The organism is Cellulophaga omnivescoria, from assembly GCF_001999725.1.
Classification (GTDB): Bacteria; Bacteroidota; Bacteroidia; order Flavobacteriales; family Flavobacteriaceae; genus Cellulophaga; species Cellulophaga omnivescoria.
On record NZ_MDDP01000050.1, the window covers coordinates 143,109 to 165,266 of the forward strand.

The window sequence follows — 22,158 nt, forward strand, 5'->3', positions numbered from 1 at the left end:
AAAAAAAGCATCTCATTAATTAATGAGATGCTTTTTAATATAATTTAATACTGTAATACTTATGCAAGCATAGTAACAGGATTTTCAATATAACTTCTTAATGTTTGTAAAAACTGAGCACCAACAGCACCATCTACAGTTCTGTGATCACAAGCCAATGTTAACTTCATTGTATTACCTACTACAATTTCTCCGTTCTTAACAACTGGTTTTTCTACAATTGCACCAACAGATAATATTGCTGAGTTAGGCTGATTAATTATTGACGTAAACTCTTGTATTCCAAACATACCTAAGTTAGATACTGTAAATGTACTACCTTCCATTTCTGAAGGAGCAATTTTTTTAGATCTTGCCTTACCTGCTAAGTCTTTTACAGAAGCACCAATAGTTGTTAAGCTCATTTGATCTGCAAACTTAAGCACAGGAACAACCAAACCTTCATCTACTGCTACAGCAACACCCATGTGAATGTGTTTGTTATAACGTGTTACATCATCTTTCCAAGTTGTATTTACTTGCGGATGTTTTCTTAATGCCATTGCACAGGCTTTTAAAACCATATCATTAAATGATACTTTAGTATCTGGCAAACTATTAATTTGTGCTCTGGATGCTTTTGCATTATCCATATCTACCTCTATAGTAAGGTAAAAATGTGGAGCTGTAAATTTAGACTGACCAAGAACTTTTGCAATAACCTTACGCATTGAAGAGTTTTTAACATCTTCAAAACCTTCTTCTCCTGCAGGTGTATAAACCGCTGGTTGAGGCGTAGCTGACGCTACTGAACTAGAAGAAGCAGTTGTAGAACTAGCAGCCGCAGATGGCTTATAGTTTTCTACATCTTTTTTAATAATTCTTCCGTTATCACCAGAACCAGTTACGTCTGATAAATTTATTCCTTTATCTGCTGCAATTTTCTTAGCTAATGGAGATGCAAAAATACGTTTACCGTCTGTAGCTACATTTTCTACTGGAGCCGACTTTTCTTCTTTTTTAGTTTCTTTCTTAGGCGCTTCAGTAGGTGTACTAGAAGAAGCAGAACCACTACCTGCATTAAGTACAGCATCTACATCTGTACCTTCTGGGCCAATAATTGCTAAAACTTCATCAACTGGAGAAGATTCTCCTTCTTTTATACCTACATATAATAGAGTACCTGAGTAAAAAGACTCAAACTCCATTGTTGCTTTATCTGTTTCTATTTCGGCAAGAATATCTCCTTCTTCAACTTTGTCACCAACTTGTTTCAACCAAGCAGCAACAGTACCTTCTTCCATAGTATCACTAAGGCGCGGCATTTTAACAACCTCTACTCCTTCAGGAATAACAGCTGTAGAACTTTCTGTTGTAGTTGCTGCTGTTTCTTTGGTTTCTTCTTGTTTTTGCTCTGTAGCAGTATTGGCTGAAGCATCACCAGATAATAATCCAGAAATATCTTCACCTTCTTCACCTATAATAGCTAAAAGAGAATCAACAGGGGCTGTATCTCCTTCTTGAATTCCTATATGCAAAAGAACACCTTCATTAAAAGACTCAAACTCCATTGTAGCCTTATCAGTTTCTATTTCTGCAAGAATATCTCCTTCTTCTACTTTATCTCCAACATTTTTAAGCCAAGCAGCAACAGTACCTTCTTCCATGGTATCGCTTAATCTTGGCATATTTACTATAACTGCCATCTTTTATAATTTATGTTGTACAAATGGAAAATCTTCTTGTTCGTAAACCATATCATATAATTGATTTACTGGTGGGTAGTCAGAGTTTTCTGCAAATTCCTCACACTCTTTAACCATACGCTTTACTTCTTTGTCTATAGCTGAAATTTCTTCATCTGTAGCGTATTTCTTGTCTTTTATTACATCTAAAACCTGAGTAATAGGATCTATTTTCTTGTATTCTTCTACCTCTGCTTTAGTTCTATAGTGCTGAGCATCAGACATAGAGTGACCTCTGTATCGGTATGTTTTTATCTCTAAAAATGTAGGTCCGCCTCCAGATCTTGCTCTTTCTACAGCTTTACTAACCTCTTCAGCAACAGTTACAGGGTTCATACCTTCTACTGCTTTACAAGGCATTTCATATCCTAAACCTAGTTTCCAAATTTCTGTAGAATGAGATGTTCTGGCAACAGACGTTCCCATTGCATAACCATTGTTTTCACATATAAAAACAACTGGCAATTGCCAAAGCATAGCTAAGTTAAAAGTTTCATGTAAAGATCCTTGCCTTACAGCACCATCTCCCATATAACATAATGTAACCGCATCATTACCAGCATACTTGTCTCCAAATGCAAGTCCAGCTCCCAAAGGAATTTGGCCACCAACAATACCGTGACCACCGTAAAAACGGTGTTCTTTAGAAAATATGTGCATAGAACCACCCATCCCTTTAGATGTACCAGTTACTTTACCATAAAGTTCTGCCATTACTTTTTTAGGGTCTACACCCATACCTATGGGTTGTACGTGGTTACGGTAAGCCGTAATCATTTTATCCTTAGTAAGATCCATTGCATGTAACGAACCAGCTAAAACAGCTTCTTGTCCGTTATACAAGTGTAGAAAACCTCTAACTTTTTGTTGAATATATACTGCAGCAAGTTTATCCTCGAACTTTCTCCAGAATAACATATCCTTGTACCAATTAAGGTAAACTTCTTTGGTTATTTTTTTCATTGAAAACTATTTTAAAAAGTCTGTTTTACAGAATAGCAAAAATACACATTAAATCCACTATCAAAAAAAAATTACAGAAAAAGCACAGACTAGTTGATGAATGTTTTTTTTAATTAAATTTTTATCAAAAAATTAGGAATAAAAAAATAATTCATCAATAAAAATAGCTTATAAGAAAGAATTACTAAATGCTAAAGGTAAAATATCTGATATAGAATTACATTTTACCACACTACCTTCTTCGCCCATTAGCAATAAAGTAATAGGTTCTTTTTGTTTTTGCTCATACTCTATCATAGATTGTCTGCAATTACCACAAGGTGCTGCAGGTTCTAAAACTTTATAATTTTTAGATGTAGCTGAAATTGCTACTGAGCATATTTTAACATTAGGGTATATTGCTGCTGCTTGGTATATAGCAACACGTTCTGCACACAAACCAGATGGGTAAGCCGCATTTTCTTGATTATTACCTAAAACAATTTTTCCGTTTTCTAATAATACTGCTGCACCTACAAAAAAACTAGAGTAAGGTGCGTATGCATTATTACGTGCTTCTACGGCTTTAAGCATTATTTTTTTGTCTGTTTCAGGCAACTCATTTATAGAGTCGTAAACAGACATATCAAAAGATAAGGTATGTTTCTTCATTTAGTCGTTTAATAATTCTTCACCTAGGTTAAAGGTAAGAGAAAAACGCAAAGTATTTTCTAAAGGATTCTTTATTTTTGATGTAGAGAACAAATAAGATAAGTCTACTTGTGCTGCTTTAAATTTAAATCCTGCTCCTAACGAGAAGAATTTACGAGCCCCTTTTAGTTCATTTTCATTAAAGTAACCTGTTCTAAGCATAAATGCATCTTGGTAGGTGTACTCTGCTCCTAAAGCCCAAGTTACCTCTTTAATTTCTTCACTAAAGCCGTCTGGCGCATCTGTAAAAGAATCAAAAGCACCTTCTAAAAAGCTAATTTGCTGGTAACGCTCATTATCTTCACTATCTATTTGTCCGTCCTCATTAAAATCTTGTGGCGTTGGTACCAATAACTTATTAAATTCTGTTGATAATGATAAAACATTGTCTTGATCTAAAATAAAATCAAACCCAGCTCCAAATTTTAAGTTTCCTGGTAAAAAGTTTTCTTGCCCGTTGTTATCGTAAGCTATTTTACTTCCTAAGTTAGAGATGTTAAAACCTGCTCTCCATCTACCGTCAAACTTTTCATAAGCAATTTCTGGAGACCTGTAAAAACCAGATATATCTACTGCAAACGCCGTAGCTGCACTAGTATCTTCACTAGCATCATCAGACGGGAATTTTAAATTTGATGTTATAAACCTACCTCCAACACCCATAGAAAAAGTGTTAGATAATTTTAATGCATACGCACCTTCTAAAACAAATTCGTTAGGTTTTGCAATTCTTGCTGGTTCGTCTATCGTCTGTCTTAATTCTACTTCTCCTAAACCAAAATAACGTAAACCAAATGCAAAAGCACTTCTATCATTTATTTTGTTGTGAAAAGTGGCATTAAGCAAAGCTACATCTGTAACTATGTTTTCTAGGTAAGGAGTATAACTTATACCTACTCCCATTTTTTGCTCTGCAAAAGCAAATTTAGAAGCGTTCCATTGTAAAGAATACGCATCTGCAGAAGTAGCTACACCCATATCTCCCATACCTGCGGCTCTTGCATCTGCAGCTATGTTTAAAAAAGGTACTGCTGTTGTAATTGCTCTGTTCTGCTCTTGAGCATTACCAAAATATACGGACACCAAAAGTGCTAAGGCTAGTATTTTTTTCATCATCATTTTTATAATATCGGTTCTTTATCCTAATATCACTACAATAAATAGTGCAACATTTTAATTAACGCTCTTTTTTAAAATATCTTATAAATTAAGAACTTTATTTTCAAAATTACATTACAATGCCCAATATACTATAAAAAATAAAACTCCTTATTTACTTATTATTAAGCAACTATAAATTTCTATTAAAAAGAATTCACAAAATAATACTAATATAATATTTACACCGTTATAGATGTGTTGAACAATGTTTTATTGCTTGTTTTAGTTTTTTTTAGGATTTATAAAATATTCTAAGAAAATTTGCGTTTAATAAGCCGATAGTAAGCAAAGTTTAAACAGAAAATAAGTATAGTATAACTGCAATTAGCAGTAAAGTATAGAACTCAAGTCTTAATTATGAAAAAACAATTCATTAAAGTTGTACTCTCGTGTGCTGTTGTAGCAGGTAGCATAACAAGTTGTAAAAAATCATCTTCATCTAAAGATGTATCTCGTGCCACAGGTTGGAAGATAAATGCCAAAGAGGGTGGTTTTCAGCACAACTCTGATTTTAAAGAGCAAGTTACCGCACCGGGACTTGTATTTATAGAAGGTGGTACATTTACAAAAGGTAAAGTACAGGATGATGTTATGCATGATTGGAATAATACTCCAACGCAACAACACGTACAGTCCTTTTATATGGATGAAACTGAAGTAACTAATAAAATGTACCTACAATTTTTAGATTACTTAAAATCTGTTTACCCACCAGAAGACCCTAAATATGCAAATATTTACAAAGGGGCTTTGCCTGATACTTTGGTATGGAGAAACAGACTTGGTTTTAACGAAACTATGACTAACAACTATTTAAGACACCCTGGCTATGCAGAGTATCCTGTAGTTGGTGTTAACTGGGTACAAGCTACGCAATTTGCAGAATGGCGTACAGACCGTGTTAACGAATTAATGTTGGAAAAAGAAGGCTACCTTAATAAAGAAGCTAAATACAAAGCATTAAATGGTGAAGCTGCTGGTACTTTTAGTACTGAAGCTTACCTAAACAGACCAGAGTCTGTTTATGGCGGACAAATAGATTCTTTACAAGGTAAAGCTAAAAAGAACGACTCTGTACCTTCTTTTGCTAAAAGAAGTAGTGGTGTAATTTTACCAGAATATAGATTACCTACAGAAACAGAATGGGAATATGCCGCACAAGCTAACCAAGGTTCTAGAGAGTACAATAACTACAGAGGTAGAAAAAAATATCCTTGGGAAGGAGATTACACTCGTAACGGACAACGTGTTGGTAGAGGTGATCAACTAGCTAACTTTAAACAAGGAAAAGGTGATTATGGTGGAATTGCTGGTTGGTCTGACGATGGTGCAGATATAACTAACGCAGTAATGTCATACAAGCCAAATGACTTAGGTCTTTACGATATGGCAGGTAACGTATCTGAATGGGTTGCAGATGTATACAGACCAATAGTAGATGATGAAATTAGTGATTTCAACTACTATAGAGGTAACATTTATATGAAGACAGCAATTGGTGAAGATGGTAAAGTAAACGTGCTTAGAGACTCAGTAGTTTATGATACATTACCAAACGGAAAAATAGTAGCTGTTAATTTACCTGGTGAAATTAAAATGGTTGCCGTAGATGAAGAAGAAACTTACTTAAGAACAAACTTCTCTTCTAGTGATAACAGAGGATATAGAGACGGAGAACCTGGATCTACTAGATTTTATGACAGATTTAATGAGGCTGATGGCGATGAGGAAAACAAAGTGTCTATGTACAATTCTCCTACTAATAAAATAGAAAGAGACAGCGCCGGAAACTTTGTTAGAAACTACGACAAGTCTAACTACAGAACATCTTTAATTAATGACGAAGTTAGAGTATACAAAGGTGGATCATGGAGAGACCGTGCATTTTGGTTAGACCCAGCACAACGTAGATATTTACCACAGTATATGGCTACAGATGATATTGGATTTAGATGTGCAATGTCTAGAGTTGGTTCTAAGTCTAAAACTAAGAACAAAACTGCAAGAGGTAAAAAAGTAAAATAAGTTACTACAACATATTTTTAAAAAAGACTGCTCATTAGAGCAGTCTTTTTTTTTATATTCGCTTTATGACAATAGCACAAATACACCAACTATTTTTAACATATTCTACTGTTTGCACAGACACTAGAAAAATAACTAAAGACTGTATATTTTTTGCTCTAAAAGGCGATAATTTTAATGGTAATAAATATGCCGCTGAAGCTCTAGAAAAAGGTGCTGCATATGCCATTATAGATGAAAAAAAATATGCAACAACCCACAAGTTTATTTTAGTTGAAGATGTACTCCAAACATTACAAAAATTAGGCAATTACCACAGAAAGCATTGTACTGCCAAGGTAATTGGACTAACAGGTAGTAATGGAAAAACAACTACCAAAGAGCTTATAAAGGCAGTTATTCAAAAAAAGTACAAAACTGTTGCTACCGTAGGTAACTTAAACAACCACATTGGTGTTCCTTTAACGTTGCTTACCATTAAAGAAGATACTGAAATTGCTATTGTAGAAATGGGTGCTAACCATCTTAAAGAAATAGAATTTTTAAGTAGCTTAGCAGAACCAGATTATGGATACATAACAAATTTTGGTAAAGCGCATTTAGAAGGCTTTGGCAGTACAGAAGGTGTTATACAAGGTAAAAGCGAATTGTATAGTTACTTAACCACAAACCAAAAGCATATTTTTTTAAATACTGATGACCCAATACAAGAAAATAAACTTGGCAGCTATGTAAAAAAGATTGGGTTTAGTGCTACTAAAGAAAATTATTATAACATTGTCTTACTAGGAGCGGATCCGTTTGTGAAAATTAAAGTTGAAGATACCACCATAACCTCTAACCTTGTTGGCGCCTACAATTTTACAAACTGTTGCGCTGCTATAATTATGGGTAAATATTTTAATATAGAACTTCCATTAATTAAAGAAGCTATTGAAGGTTATACACCTGCAAACAACAGGTCTCAAATATTAGAAAAAAACGGGTATAAAATAATTTTAGATGCTTATAACGCCAACCCAACAAGTATGGCTGCAGCCTTAGATAATTTTAATGGTATACAAGCTACGCATAAAATTGTTTTTTTGGGAGATATGTTTGAGCTTGGTACAACTGCAGCAACAGAACACCAATACATTGCTGATAAAGCTTGTAAAATGAATTTTACTTCTACTTTTTTAATAGGAGAAAACTTTGCAAAAGTAAAAACTAAAGCAGAACAACTAGCTAGTTTTGATCACTTAAAAGAGTATTTAAAAAAACATCCATTACAGCCAAATAGTAATCTTTTAATAAAAGGCTCTAGAGGAATGGCTTTGGAACGTATTTTAGATCTATTATAAAAAAACCTCTCTGTAAAAAGAGAGGTTTTTAGTTTTTAAAATAATTTTAAAATTAGCATATCTAATACTTCTATTACAATAAGTATTATAATTATCCACTCTAGCCTACTGCTTTCCTTGTGGTCCATAATATCTTTAAACAATTCTAAATTTTCTTTAATAATCTCTAGTCGCTCATGAATATACCTGTACCTATCTTTTAAGTCAAACGTTTTTTTTAACTCTAAATTTAAATGACTTAAAGCCTCATTATCCCAAGTTATGTCTGGAGAATCAAAAATATATAAGTTTTCAGAGATTTCATTTTTAATATTTAAAACCCTACCTATAAATCGTTTTAACTTATTACCAGAGATATCTAATTTCCCTTTTTGTTCTAGATATTTAGTATGCTCGTTTGTTTCTCCTAATAACTGTTCAGTAATATCAAAATAGTTATCTAAAGCTACAGACTGTGATGCATTTAGTACTATTAAACGTATGGCCTCATAATCAAAAGTAGGTATTACTACTTTGTAAAATGATACCTCTTGCTTTCCTGGCTCTATTACTACATTAACTTCTTCAGAAAAGCGTTCGTCTTTTAAGCCCTTACAAAAGGGCTTAATACTATCTAATATTGTTCTTTTTTCTTCTAAAGTATGATTAAAAAAGCCAACCATACCGTACTGAAAAATATAAACAAATTTTTCATCACCCATTTTGTAAAATAACTCATCCCCGTCTGAAAAAAGAAGATCCCAAGTTAAGTTACGTTTGCATTCTCTAATACTTATAGAGGCTGCAATTTGGTATGCATCTACGCTATACATGGCTAATCTTCATCATCATCTAAAGGTATATCTGGTATAGCATTAGGATCATCATCATCAAAATCTTCATAATCGTCCTCATCATAATTAGCCATAGTTACCTCTAACTTTTCACTAATTTTTACCAAATATTTAGTGTCTTCTGTTAAAACCTCAACAGCTTCTATACGCTCTCCTTTTGCGTTATAAAAACTTATAACGTTAAGGTCATCATAACCATCTGGGTACTTTTCTACCAAAAGTTTTAAAACCTCTGGTGTAAGCTTTTTAAAATCTACAATAACTCTTTTTAAATTATCCATAGTTACATATCTAACAAATAAGCAAATATTAATGGTGCAACAATAGTAGCATCACTCTCTATTATAAATTTAGGTGTATCTATGTCTAGCTTGCCCCAAGTAATTTTTTCGTTTGGCACTGCCCCAGAGTAAGACCCGTAACTAGTTGTAGAGTCGCTAATTTGACAAAAATAACTCCAGAATGGTGTATCTGTACGTTCCATATCTTGGTATAACATTGGCACTACACAAATAGGAAAATCACCTGCAATACCACCACCTATTTGAAAAAATCCAATTCCGTTTTTAGAGTTATCTGTGTACCAATCTGCTAAAAAAGTCATATACTCTATACCAGATTTCATTGTACTAGCTTTTAATTCTCCTTTTAACACATAAGAAGCAAAAATGTTACCCATAGTACTATCTTCCCAACCTGGACAAACAATAGGCAAGTTTTTTTCTGCAGCTGCATACATCCAAGAGTCTTTTAAATCTATTTCATAATACTCTTCTAACACACCAGACAATAGCATTTTATACATATACTCATGAGGTAAATAACGCTCACCAGCAGCTTCTGCATCTTTCCATATTTTAAAAATATGCTCTTGTAAGCGTCTAAAAGCTTCTTCTTCTGGTATACAAGTATCTGTAACTCTATTTAAACCTTTCTCTAGTAAATCCCACTCTTCTTGCGGAGTTAAATCTCTATAGTTAGGCACACGCTTGTAATGTGAGTGCGCTACTAGGTTCATAATATCTTCTTCTAAGTTAGCACCTGTACAAGAAATAATTTGCACTTTGTCTTGACGAATCATTTCTGCAAATATTTTTCCTAACTCTGCAGTACTCATAGCCCCAGCCAAAGAAACTAACATTTTAGATCCTTTGTTTAATTGATCTTCATACCCCTTTGCAGCATCTACTAAAGCAGCAGCGTTAAAATGCAAATAGTATTTTTCTATAAAATTAGAGATAGCTCCTTTAGTCTTCATCTTCTTCAAATTTTGATATATTAGAGTTGCCAGCTTTTAGATCTATAGCATATGTATTATCATAAGCATCATCTACACCTTCACCCATAAATTTATAACTTAACATTTTGTAGTATAATTTTGCTGCTAAAAAATCTGAAGATTTATCTGCCTTATTAGGGCAAAGCTCAACAATATCAAAACCTACAACATTTTTTTCTGTAAATACTTGTTTTAAGAACTCTAGCGTTTCATACCAAAACAAACCTCCAGGCTCTGGTGTTCCTGTAGATGGCAGTATAGATGGATCAAAAGCATCTAAATCTAACGTAATAAATACGTTTTCTGTCATTTGGTCTACTACCTTATCCATCCAATATTCATCATTAACCATATCATGGGCAAAAAATGTTTTTTCTTCATCCATATATGTTTTTTCTATAGCATCCATACTGCGTATACCTACTTGCAACAAATTAGTTTGTTGGCTAGCTTCATGTACAGCACAAGCGTGGTTGCAAGTAGTACCCTCATAAGACTGTCTTAAATCTGCATGCGCATCAATATGCAAAACTGTTAAGTTATTAAAACACTCATTAAAAGCCCTAATAGTACCTATAGATATAGAGTGTTCACCACCAAACAACGTAACAAACTTGTTACGTTTAATGTACTTTTTAGTTATTTTATGCACCTCATCTACCATAGCTTCTGGCGAGCTATTTTCTGTAATTGCATCAGCAAGGTATATTCCCTGTTGGTATGGCTCTGTACCGGTTTCAATATCGTACAATTCCATATTTTCTGATGCTTTTAAAAAAGCCTCTGGCCCTTTATCTGCTCCTTTTCCCCAAGTACTAGTTCCGTCATAAGGAACTGGGATTAAAACTACTTTTGCGGTCTCCAATTGCGCAAACTCATCTGGAATGCCTGCGTAATTATTTGTTGTGCTCATATCCTAAAATTTTTAGCAGATCTTCTGCCTTTTGTTGTTCATTAAATAATTTGGTTGTTATTTTTCCTTCTTCATCTTTGTTTATTAATATATGCTTTGGTTGCGGTATTAAGCAGTGTTGTAAACCACCGTAACCACCAATACTTTCTTGGTAAGCGCCTGTATTAAAAAACCCAATGTATAAAGGCTTATTTTTTTTATATTTTGGTAAATAAATAGCATTTGTGTGTTGCTCACTGTTGTAATAATCATCACTATCACAAGTTAAACCACCAAGCAAAACACGCTCGTACTCATCATCCCATCTATTAATTGGCAACATAATAAACCTTTTATTAATTGCCCAAGTATCTGGCAATGTTGTAATAAAAGAAGAATCTATCATGTTCCACTTTTCTCTATCGTTTTGTTGCTTTTGATATAAAATTTCATAAATAGCACCACCTGTTTCACCTACAGTAAAACTACCAAATTCTGTAAAAATATTTGGCACATCTACACCAGCTTCGTCACAAGTTAGTTTTATCTGATTAATAATTTCATCAATCATATATTGGTAATCATAATCAAAAACTAAAGAGTTTTTTATAGGAAAACCACCACCAATATTTAAGCTATCTAAAGACGGACAAATCTTTTTTAATTTTACATAAACCTTTAAACACTTTAAAAGCTCGTTCCAGTAATATGCATTGTCTTTTATTCCTGTATTTATAAAAAAGTGCAACATTTTTAACTGCACCTTATCATTATCTCTAATTTGATTTTCATAAAAAGGAACAATGTTTTTGTATCCAATTCCTAAACGAGAGGTATAAAACTCAAATTTAGGCTCCTCTTCAGATGCAATACGAATTCCTACTTTAAAATCGTCATTAATTTCATTAGACAACAAGTCTATTTCTTCGTAATTATCTATAATTGGTATACAATTGCGGTGTCCTTCGTTTATTAACCTTGCTATGTTTGTTATGTATTGATCTCTTTTAAAACCATTACAAATTACATACGTATCATCTTTAATTTTTCCTTCTAATTTAAGGTGCTCAACAATATTAATATCAAACGCAGAAGACGTTTCTATGTGTATATTATTGTTTAAAGCTTCATGCAATACTGGTTTAAAGTGAGAACTTTTAGTACAATAGCAATAATGGTATTTGCCTTTGTATTGGTGTTTTTCCATTGCTATAGCAAACCAATTTTTAGCTCTAGAAATATTATCAGAGATTTTTGGTAAATAGGTAAACTTTAATGGGCTACCATATTGCTCTACTAGTTGTTTTAAGGGTATGTCATGAAACATTAGGTTTTCACCATCTAACTTAAATTCTTCTTGTGGAAAATGATAAGTCTGGTCAATTAAATCGATATATTTAGTATTCATTGAATTGTTATTTGATAAATTAAAATTTTAAAACACAGAGAAACCTTTGTGTTTTTTATGCAATATTTTTGCTGTTAAAATTTTAAAATACTAAACAATGATTTGACGCTCCGTGGTTGGCACGAAGAAGTAGTCATGCTGACTGCTGACTATAGAGGTGTTACCGGAAGTTAGCTTTAAAATTCGGTTTCCTATCTTATAGGTTGTTTTTGGGTATGACTTCCTAATTCCCAAAAACCCGAACATAGAAACATTATACATTTATGCTCAGCTATATGCTAAATTATCAAAAACAAATACTTTGTTTTGACGGGACAAATGAAAACAAAAAAAATGAAAAAACTAATGTTCCATCAAAAAAAATAATAAAAATAATTTTTTGCTAACATTAAGCTAACCAAAACACCTCAAAACCCTTTAAAAACAATACCTTAAAGATAATCACTTAATTCTATAAAAATTAAAAAAAAGATGATATCTTCATAAAAAAAGACTTTTTTATGAGTAAAATACCGTTCATTTTTAGACGTATTAATACCGTTTTTAACTTATTCTCACTTAAATTTACAAAACAATAGTAATAAAACGTATGAAAAATACCATATCTCATAGAGTAGCAGATTTTTTAAAAAACTACCCTCCTTTTAATCAATTATTGTTAGAGGAATTACAAGAATTATCTACTCAAATTTCTATAGTTTACAAGGAGAAAGATGCTATTATTTTTAATGAGAATGATGCTCCACACGACCACTTTTATATTATACACAAAGGAGCTGTATCTTTAAGTAAAACACAAAATAATACTATTGTAGACATTTGTGATGAAGGTGATATTTTTGGATTACGCCCATTAATAGCAAATGAAAACTATAAAATGGAGGCAAAAGCACATGAAGAAAGTATCCTTTATGCCATACCTATTAATACTTTTAAACCTTATGCTACTAGTAACAGAGAAGTTGGTAATTTTTTAATAGATAGTTTTGCTTCTAACACCAGAAACCCTTACTCTAAGAGTCACAGGGGCGCACTTTATGGCGAGCCAGAAAGCAATGAGTTGTACAACCCTAGTGCAGAGTTGTTTGACTTGCAGCCTGTAAAATATTCTAAAAAACTAGTTAGTTGCTCACCTAAAACCCAAGCAAAAGTTTTAGCTGCAAAAATGACAAGCAAAAATGTTGGTGCAATTTTAGTTTTAGAAGACAAATTACCCATTGGTATTATTACAGACAAAGATTTGCGTAACAAAATTGTTACTGGCAAACTACCTATTTCCGCTCCTGCAAGAGAAATAATGACATCGCCAGTAATTACGTATTCTAAAAAATTAACCATTACGCAGGCACAAATGGCAATGATTAAAAGCAATATTAGTCATTTATGTTTAACAAAAGATGGTACAGTAAACTCTAAGGCAGTAGGTATTTTATCTAAACATGATGTTATGCTAGCAGTTGGTAACAACCCAACGGTTTTAATAAAAGCTATAAAAAGGGCTACCAGAACTAAAGAAATAAAACAGGTTAGAAAAGGTATTATGATGCTATTAAAGGGCTATTTAAACCAAAATATACCAATGACATTAATTTCTAAAATTATATCTGAGCTTAATGATGCCTGCATAAAACAAATTATAACCAACTCTATAGCAAAATTAGAAACGCCCTTACCAGTATCTTTTAGCTGGTTAGCATTGGGTAGCCAAGGCAGAAGCGAACAATTATTGCACACAGACCAAGACAATGCTCTGGTTTTTGAAGATGTACCAGCAGAAAAACTAGAAGAAACCAAAGCTATATTTATAAATTTTGCCAAGCAAGTAACCCAAAGACTAAATGTAATTGGGTATGAATACTGCCCTGCAGAAATGATGGCTTCTAACCCAAAATGGTGCTTAAGCCTTAGTGAATGGAAAACAAATGTTACCTCTTGGATTACAAATCCTGGTAAAGATGAAGTATTGTTATCATCTATATTTTTTGATTATAACAATGTATATGGCAACCAAGAGTTGGTTACAGAACTATCAAACCATATATTTGAAACAGCTAAAAATTACCCAAATTTCTTTTTACATTTAGCTAGCGGATCTTTACAAAACCCATCTCCTACCGGTTTCTTTAGACAATTTTTAGTAGAACAAGATGGTGCAAATAAAGACTTTTTTGATATTAAAAGACGTGCGCTTATGCCATTAACAGACGCTGCCAGAGTTTTAATATTATCGCATTCTATAAAATCTATTAACTATACTGCAGAACGTTTTGAAAAATTAGCAGAATTAGAACCTAACAATGCAGAATTATTTATGGCTGCCTCCTATGCAACAAAAGCATTGTTAAAATTTAGAACCAAACAAGGATTATTACATAACGATTCTGGCAGGTACATATCATTAAGCAAACTAACTAAAGCAGAGAAAATAAAACTTAAACGTACATTTAGAACCATTAAAGAAATTCAGGAATTAGTGTATATTAGATTTAAAGTATCAAACCTATTAAGATGATAAATTTCTTTAAAAAAAGTAAATTAGATTTACCAGATTATTGGCTTAAATATGAAAATCTTTTTAAAACCAAACAACCAGAAAACATACAAGATATTACGTTTGTTGTTTTAGACACAGAAACTACTGGCTTTAGTTACCAAGAAGATCGTATGCTTTGTATTGGTGCTTTAAAACTTAAAAATAATGATATTAACATAGGTGATAGTTTTGAGGTTTTTATACACCAAGATCATTACAACCAAGAAACGGCAGAAATACACGGAATATTAAAAGAAGGTAAAACTACTAGACTTGAAGAGTTAGAAACCCTAAAGCTTTTTTTAGATTATTTAGAAAACGCAGTTATTGTTGCGCATCACGCGGGTTTTGATATTACCTTTATAAACATAGCATTAGAACGCCACGGTTTACCAAAACTAAAAAACAAAATTTTAGATACATCTACCTTATATAAAAAAACACTTATACGCTCTAACTTATTAGTAAAAAAAGAGCACTATAGTCTAGATGAACTAGCAGAAAAGTTTAATATTTCTGTAAAAGACAGACATACAGCTCTTGGTGATGCTTATATTACCGCTATTGCTTTTTTAAAGATTTTGGTAAAATTAAAAGAGAAAAAAATTACCACCCTAAAACAGTTACTCCGTATTTATTAAAACAACATAAAAAAAGCGACAAACTATGTCTACCAGATTGCCGCTTTTTAAGTTATTTGCGTATTATTCTTCTACACTCATAGCCATTTCATGATCATACTTGCAACAAGCAGGTAATTCTTTATAAGCTTCTTCACTTCCGGAAGACTTTTCTGTATCGTAACCAGATTCTGCTATAGCTTTATGAAATGCTGCTTCATTAGTTTTATCACCATTAAAAGCAATTGTAATTTGTTTCTTTTTAACATCCCAATTTGCACTAGCTACACCATCTACAGATTTTGCTGCTTTTTCTATAGTACTTTTACACATACCGCAGTTACCACGCACACCAAAAGTAGTTTTAGCCGTAGCCAACTCATCTTCTGCATTTACACTTGTGTTGTTACCACCATCTGTAGTCTGCTTTGCATCATTTTTGCAACTTGTAAAGGCCAAAATGGCCAACACAGCAGTGCTTAAAATCACTTTTTTCATAGTTTTATTTATTAGTAGTTATTAATATAATTATTGTTTTTATTTTATAATTTGACTTATCTCTCCACAGTTAAGCATTGTCTCCCCAAAATACGGATTAACAACTCTATCTTCTTTACTTAACCAAAAAGCACCTTTATTACCATTTGCCATTGGACAAAAATGACTATAAACCTTAAAATTCACTCCAAAAATTTCAATTATACTTAATAATTTTTCTGATATAATTTTAAAATGTTTACGTTGCACTGTAATATCTTTTGATGCTACAAAAAGTTTAATTTCCTTTTTAATAGGATTGATAAACATTTCTCCTTTTTCACGAACATCTTTAGTTTTTAAAAGTTTCATATTTACTTCTTCTATTTGTTGAAGCATATCTTTTGCGTTTTTAGCTGATGCTGTTGCATTCCCATTAACTAAATCATCTTTTACTAAAATATAAGATTCTAAAACGGCTGCTAGATCATTTTGAAAATCTGTAGACACTTTAATCCTTGTATTTTTAGTCATTTTATTGGATTCCATTTTTATATGACCTTCGTGCCCCGTAGTTGTTTTTTTACCAGATTTATTCATCATAGATTTTTTCCCTTGTAACTGTGCGGCAGCATCTACAGTAAAAGCTCCATTGGTTACAACCTCATCGCCATTGTTTAATCCGCTTACAACTTCATAATTAGAACCAATTTTAGAGCCAAGTTCTATTTCTTTCATTTCAAAAATAGGTTCATTAGACGCAACCTTGGTGTATACTACAGAACGCTTACCTGTCCATAAAACCGCTGAAGCAGGTACAACTACAACTTGTTTTGTTATCTCTGTAGCTGTGTTTATTTTACCTTCTACAAACATTCCAGGTTTAAACACATTGTCTTTATTACTTAAAACAGCTCTAAGTATTACTGTTCTAGTTTGCGAATTTAAAATAGGATCTATATAAGAGACTTTTGCATTAAAAACTTTATTAGGATAGGCCTTGGTTATTACTTTAATATCTTGACCTTTTTTAAATAGTGAGATTTGATTTTCATATACATCAAAATTTGCCCACACCTTATTTAAATTAGACACTTTAAAAATAGGTTTACCATCCATAATATGCGCACCATCACTAACAGCAATTTCTGTTACCACACCAGACACGTGAGAATATATTGTAAAACTTGTTTTTACTTTGCCTGTTTTTACAACTTCTTCTAATTGTGTCCCGTGTATTTTCCAGTTTTTAAATTTTGTTTGTACAGCTTTATATAATTGTGGCTGGGACGCTTTTAATTTGTATGCCGTAATTAACTCTTGTTGGGCAGCAACTAACTGGGGAGAATATATTTTAGCAACAGCTTGTCCTCTACTTACTTTTTCGCCTAGTGAGGTAACATACAATTTTTCTATTCTACCATTAAAATGAGCAGGTTGTATAGCCGTCTCATCATCATTAATTGCAATCTTACCAGATAATGTTATACCATTATTGCCATCTGCATTACTTTGCCCAACAACTGTGGTTTCTATATTAGCCAAAGCCATTGCGTTTTTTGTTAGTTTAAATTGATCTGCCAACAAACCATCTGCATTAGTCTCTGCAGGAATTAAATCCATACCACAAATAGGGCAATCACCAGGTTCTGACTGCATAATTTGAGGGTGCATAGAGCACGTCCACATTTTATTAACCTCAGAAACTTCATTATGGTTATGACTACCTTTAGTTTCTTGTACTTCTGTTGTTCCGCCAAAAAAAAGTTTCCCCAACAAAAGGCCTGCAACTAAAATTACTGCATAAACAAGATATTTTTTCATCATTTATATTTTTATATTTTTTAATCGTAATGCATTAGCAATTACAGATACCGAACTAAAACTCATAGCCAAAGCAGCTATCATTGGAGAGAGTAACAACCCAAATACTGGATACAAAACACCTGCTGCAATTGGCACACCAATAGTATTATAGACTAGTGCAAAAAATAAGTTTTGTTTTATGTTTTTAAGTACCTTATTACTTAAATTATGTGCTTTAACTATACCGTGTAAATCACCTTTTACAAGTGTAATCATTGCGCTTTCTATTGCTACATCTGTACCTGTACCCATTGCAATGCCAACATCACTTTTGGCAAGCGCAGGAGCATCATTAATTCCGTCTCCGGCCATTGCCACCACTTTGCCTTGTTTTTGCAATTCTTCAACTTCTTTTAATTTATCTTTTGGCAACATACCCGCTTTAAAACTACTTAAATTAAGTGTTGTTGCTACTGCTTTTGCAGTATTATAATTATCACCTGTTAGCATAATTACATCTACATCTCTATTTTGTAATTCTTTTATTGCTTTTGCGCTAGTTTCCTTAATTTTATCGGCTATAACAACAAAGCCAATTACATCAGAATCTAATGCCACATAAGAAACCGTTTTACCTTGTTTCTGAAAAACTTTCACCTCTTCTTCCATTGCTGAAGAAATAGCAGCATTGGTAAACTCCATCATTTTAGCATTACCCAAGCTTACTTTTTTACCAGCTACAATACCATCTACACCTTTACCTGTTACAGCATTAAATTCATCAACCTTTAAAACCTCAACATTATTGTTTTTACCATAATTTACAGTAGCTTCTGCTAAAGGATGTTCACTAGAACTATTTAATGAAGCTATATACTGTGTAATTTTGTCTGTATTAAAATTAGTAGAAAAACTACCCACTTTTTCTACTGTGGGTTTGCCTTGTGTAATGGTTCCTGTTTTATCTACAATTAACACATTTACATTATTCATTAATTCTAAAGCTTGTGCATTTTTAATTAAAACACCATTTTGTGCTCCTTTACCAACACCAACCATTACAGACATAGGAGTTGCCAAACCTAATGCACAAGGGCACGCAATAATTAAAACCGCAATAGCATTTACTAAGGCAAAAACGTAAGCTGGCTCTGGACCCCAAATTGCCCAAGCTACAAATGTTAAAACAGAAACAATAACCACTACAGGCACAAAATAGCTAGATATTTTATCTGCTAATTTCTGAATTGGAGCTCTACTACGACTAGCATCATTCACCATTTTCACTATCTGAGAAAGTAATGTATCTGCACCAACTTTTTCTGCTTGCATTAAAAAAGATTGATTGCCATTAATTGTACCACTACTAACCTCATCTTTTACAGTTTTACTTACTGCAATAGGTTCTCCAGAAATCATAGATTCGTCTACCGTTGTATTACCCTCTGTAATAAAACCATCTACTGGTATTTTTTCTCCTGGTTTTACTTTTAAAATATCACCTTTTACAACATTGTTTATAGAAACCTCTTCTTCTACTCCGTTAACAACTTTAATAGCTTTGTTTGGAGCAAGTTTAAGCAACTCTTTAACAGCTGCATTTGTTTTACTGTGCGCACGTGCCTCTAACACTTGCCCCATTAAAACTAGCGTTAATATTACAGTAGCAGCCTCAAAATAAACGTGTACTGCACCGCTATCTGTTTTAAACTCAGCAGGAAAAAAATCTGGCATTAACAAGCCAAAAACACTAAATAACCAGGCAACACCTGCACCAATACCAACCAGTGTAAACATATTTAAATTCCACGTTTTTACACTTTTGTAAGCGCGCTCAAAAAATAGCCAAGTTGCATAAAACACCACAGGAACAGATAATACTAATTGCACCCAATTCCAATATTTTTGATCTAGAATAGCGTATAATGGATTGTTAGGTAACATATCGCTCATTGCTATTAAAAAAATAGGCAATGTAAACCCTAATGCTAACCAAAACTTACCAATTAGTTTTTTGTATGTTTTTTCTTCTGCAGAATTACTAGGTTCCATTGGTACTAAATCCATACCACAAATAGGGCAATCTCCGGGCTCATCTTTTACAACATCTGGGTGCATAGGACACGTATATTGTTGTTCTGCAACAGCATTTAAGTTCTGTTCCTCTACCAAGTCCATACCACAAACTGGACAGTCGCCAGCTTGGTCATAAGTTTTATCATCCTCACAATGCATTGGACAATAAAAAGTACCTGTTCCTTGCCCTTTAGTTTGTGCTTCTTTTTTAGGTGTATGCACCTGCTCCCCTACATTATGTATGCTATACCTGTCTCCATCGTTTTTTAATGCTTCTTGAAAAGTTTCTAATGCTATATGAGACTCCATCTCTATAACAGCTTCAGATTTTTCTAAATTAACACTAGCATTAGTAACACCTTCTACATTAGCCAGTGTTTTTTCTACGTGTCCACGACAACCATTACAAGTCATTCCGTGTATGTGATAGGTATGTTTCATTTTTGCCTCTTTTTACACTATAAAATTAAATAGATACTTCTTCTTCGGTTTTCATAATTCCGATTCTTATTTACACAATTTTGTCTAGTGTTTTTCTGTCCCAATTGCCTCCGTTTTTATAATTACTCATAGACATACCTGTAACAGCCTTAAATTGGCGTGCTAAATGACTACTTGTTTTGTAATTTAAACTATAGGCTATTTCAGAAAAATTTAGTTGTCCTAACTGTATGTGCTCCTTTACTTTTTCAATTTTTAGGTTGATGGTGTATTTCTCCAATGTTACACCTTCAGACTTACTAAAAAGTTTACTTAATGCAGTTTCTGTTTTACCAAATTCTTTTGCTAATACCTGAAACAAATTCGCGGTTTCTCCTATTTCAATTTTATGAATTATAGCAACTTTTAACTGTTCTATTAAAGCATCGTTTCTGTTTTCTATAATTTCAAAACCTGCTTTTTCTAGAGCTATATTTAAATTGCTAAACTTACTTTTTAAACCTTTAACTGCTACAACTTCTCCTAATTTTAAAGATTCTACAGTATAACCTTCTGCCTTAAAAATGTTTAAAACTGATACAATACAGCGCTTACAGACCATATTTTTTATATAGATTGTTTCCATTGCTTACTGCGTTAAATAGTTAATTATTGTAAATTGTAAATAATAATTATACACAGCATCTATTTTACTCATTTGAAACTTTAATTGTAATTCTTGTACATCTAATACGTCATTAAAATCTATTGTTCCTGTCTCGTAACTTTTAATTAAAATTTCTTCTGCGTCTTTGGCTTGCTGTATATTTTTAAGTTGTGTGTTATAATTAATTTTAGCAGCATTTAAATTTGTTATTGCCTTGCTCAATTGTGTTTCTAAAACATTTAAGCGTTCTTGTTTTTGTTGTACAATTTCTTGTTGCAAAAGCTGATTTTGTTTTGTCTTAGATTTATAACTTTTATTAAAAATAGGAATAGATAGTGCCACCATTGGCATTAATACATCTTTACCGTTGTCTGTAAAATTCTGATTAGGCAATTCTGTAACCGCAATATAATCTACTCCAAAACCTATTAAAGGTTTACGCTCTTTTTGGTTTAATAATTCTGATTTTTCTATAGATTGATACAACTTATCATACTTAATTAATTCTGGATGCAACGTAAAATTTTCATCTACAATTTGCATATCATTAGTTGGAAGAAGTAATGTTTCTACTACATTCACCACTTCTTTTTTATCTCTATTTAATAATTTATTAAACACAGTTTGTTCTCCTACATATTGATGTTCTAAAACTTGTCTTAGTTGTTCTATCTCGTTTTGCCTCATTTGTAAACGCAACACATCTACTGCAGATGCAGCACCTGTTTCTACAGAAGATAAAGCTAGAGTTTCATACGTTTTTAGCAATTCAAAATTCTCTTTTAAAACTGCCTGTTTTGCTTTTAAGGTATAAAGGTTATAGTACGACTGTGTTACTGAAACCACCAATTTACGCTTTGCTATAACCACATCTTCAAAGGTTGTATTTGCTAATGAAGTTGCATAATTTTCTCTAGCAGTAATAGTACCAAACCAAGGCAACATTTGCTTTGCAGATAATTTAAAACGTTGCGGACCTGTTCTTGTTTCAGGTTCACTCACAAAATAACCTGCAGAGAAATCTGTATTTGGCAATGTATTAGATTCGTTTACCTTTTCTGATGCAATACCATAACGCAACTTATACTTTTGAATCTCTGGACTGTTCTCCAATGCTTCATTTATGTATGTTTCTAGTTTTTGACCATTACTTAAGTGAAAAGTTAAAAGAGAAAAGCTAAAAAAAATGACTTTTCTTGTGATATTATGATTGTTATTTTTCATTTCTATTGTAATATTTT

At 32.6% G+C, this 22,158-nt stretch carries 18 protein-coding genes; 4 read left to right on the forward strand and 14 right to left on the reverse strand.

Annotation, left to right across the window (positions count from 1 at the left end):
• Positions 1-59: 59 nt before the first annotated feature.
• From BFJ87_RS15965 to porV, 4 genes are all read right to left on the reverse strand, one after another.
• A complete protein-coding gene (locus tag BFJ87_RS15965; protein WP_077406951.1) occupies positions 60-1,685 on the reverse strand; it encodes a pyruvate dehydrogenase complex dihydrolipoamide acetyltransferase in 1,626 nt (541 codons plus the stop codon).
• A 3-nt stretch (positions 1,686-1,688) separates the two neighbouring features.
• Positions 1,689-2,687 carry a pyruvate dehydrogenase (acetyl-transferring) E1 component subunit alpha gene (gene pdhA, locus BFJ87_RS15970; RefSeq protein ID WP_077406954.1) on the reverse strand — a complete coding sequence of 333 codons (999 nt, stop codon included), beginning with the start codon at positions 2,685-2,687 and terminating at the stop codon, positions 1,689-1,691.
• Positions 2,688-2,855: 168 nt separating this feature from the next.
• Entirely contained in the window at positions 2,856-3,338 is a 483-nt protein-coding gene (locus BFJ87_RS15975; protein ID WP_077406957.1) for a cytidine deaminase, read from the reverse strand.
• On the reverse strand, positions 3,339-4,490 hold the full coding sequence (gene porV / locus BFJ87_RS15980) for a type IX secretion system outer membrane channel protein PorV (RefSeq protein WP_077406961.1): 1,152 nt from the start codon (positions 4,488-4,490) through the stop codon (positions 3,339-3,341).
• Between the two features lie 405 nt (positions 4,491-4,895).
• Here porV and gldJ point away from each other — a divergent pair, with 405 nt between their 5' ends.
• Together gldJ and BFJ87_RS15990 are read left to right on the forward strand one after the other, a co-directional pair.
• Entirely contained in the window at positions 4,896-6,563 is a 1,668-nt protein-coding gene (gldJ, locus tag BFJ87_RS15985; protein ID WP_077406964.1) for a gliding motility lipoprotein GldJ, read from the forward strand.
• A gap of 65 nt (positions 6,564-6,628) precedes the next feature.
• The gene (locus BFJ87_RS15990; protein ID WP_077406967.1) at positions 6,629-7,906 is read left to right on the forward strand and encodes a UDP-N-acetylmuramoyl-tripeptide--D-alanyl-D-alanine ligase; all 1,278 of its coding nucleotides are present in this window, start codon (positions 6,629-6,631) and stop codon (positions 7,904-7,906) included.
• 35 nt (positions 7,907-7,941) lie between these two features.
• Here BFJ87_RS15990 and BFJ87_RS15995 read toward each other — a convergent pair whose 3' ends face one another.
• The 5 genes from BFJ87_RS15995 to BFJ87_RS16015 are packed head-to-tail and all read right to left on the reverse strand — an operon-like array spanning position 7,942 to position 12,318.
• Complete coding sequence (locus tag BFJ87_RS15995) at positions 7,942-8,718, reverse strand: RMD1 family protein (protein WP_077406970.1); 777 nt, start codon at positions 8,716-8,718, stop codon at positions 7,942-7,944.
• 2 nt (positions 8,719-8,720) lie between these two features.
• Positions 8,721-9,020, reverse strand: a complete 300-nt coding sequence (locus BFJ87_RS16000) for a hypothetical protein (protein WP_077406973.1) — start codon at positions 9,018-9,020, stop codon at positions 8,721-8,723.
• A 2-nt stretch (positions 9,021-9,022) separates the two neighbouring features.
• Positions 9,023-9,997 carry a deoxyhypusine synthase family protein gene (locus BFJ87_RS16005; protein WP_077406976.1) on the reverse strand — a complete coding sequence of 325 codons (975 nt, stop codon included), beginning with the start codon at positions 9,995-9,997 and terminating at the stop codon, positions 9,023-9,025.
• Entirely contained in the window at positions 9,987-10,931 is a 945-nt protein-coding gene (speB, locus tag BFJ87_RS16010) for an agmatinase (protein ID WP_077406979.1), read from the reverse strand. Before speB ends, BFJ87_RS16005 begins: the two co-directional genes overlap by 11 nt.
• A complete protein-coding gene (locus tag BFJ87_RS16015) occupies positions 10,915-12,318 on the reverse strand; it encodes an arginine decarboxylase (RefSeq protein ID WP_077406982.1) in 1,404 nt (467 codons plus the stop codon). The genes speB and BFJ87_RS16015 overlap by 17 nt, the downstream gene beginning before the upstream one ends.
• Before the next feature lie 589 nt (positions 12,319-12,907).
• Here BFJ87_RS16015 and BFJ87_RS16020 point away from each other — a divergent pair.
• Positions 12,908-14,830, forward strand: coding sequence for a DUF294 nucleotidyltransferase-like domain-containing protein (locus BFJ87_RS16020; RefSeq protein WP_077406985.1), 1,923 nt, complete (start codon positions 12,908-12,910; stop codon positions 14,828-14,830).
• Positions 14,827-15,492, forward strand: a complete 666-nt coding sequence (locus BFJ87_RS16025) for a 3'-5' exonuclease (RefSeq protein WP_077406987.1) — start codon at positions 14,827-14,829, stop codon at positions 15,490-15,492. Before BFJ87_RS16020 ends, BFJ87_RS16025 begins: the two co-directional genes overlap by 4 nt.
• Before the next feature lie 63 nt (positions 15,493-15,555).
• On the opposite strand, the gene BFJ87_RS16030 is transcribed toward BFJ87_RS16025, so the two are convergent.
• The 5 genes from BFJ87_RS16030 to BFJ87_RS16050 all read right to left on the reverse strand — a co-directional run bounded on the left by BFJ87_RS16030 (position 15,556) and on the right by BFJ87_RS16050 (position 22,141).
• Positions 15,556-15,969, reverse strand: a complete 414-nt coding sequence (locus BFJ87_RS16030) for a heavy-metal-associated domain-containing protein (protein ID WP_077406990.1) — start codon at positions 15,967-15,969, stop codon at positions 15,556-15,558.
• Between the two features lie 39 nt (positions 15,970-16,008).
• Positions 16,009-17,772, reverse strand: a complete 1,764-nt coding sequence (locus tag BFJ87_RS16035) for an efflux RND transporter periplasmic adaptor subunit (protein ID WP_077407161.1) — start codon at positions 17,770-17,772, stop codon at positions 16,009-16,011.
• 3 nt (positions 17,773-17,775) lie between these two features.
• Entirely contained in the window at positions 17,776-20,271 is a 2,496-nt protein-coding gene (locus BFJ87_RS16040) for a heavy metal translocating P-type ATPase (RefSeq protein ID WP_077406994.1), read from the reverse strand.
• 70 nt (positions 20,272-20,341) lie between these two features.
• Positions 20,342-20,896 carry a helix-turn-helix domain-containing protein gene (locus BFJ87_RS16045; RefSeq protein WP_077406997.1) on the reverse strand — a complete coding sequence of 185 codons (555 nt, stop codon included), beginning with the start codon at positions 20,894-20,896 and terminating at the stop codon, positions 20,342-20,344.
• Between the two features lie 3 nt (positions 20,897-20,899).
• Positions 20,900-22,141, reverse strand: a complete 1,242-nt coding sequence (locus BFJ87_RS16050; RefSeq protein WP_077407000.1) for a TolC family protein — start codon at positions 22,139-22,141, stop codon at positions 20,900-20,902.
• Positions 22,142-22,158 lie beyond the last annotated feature (17 nt).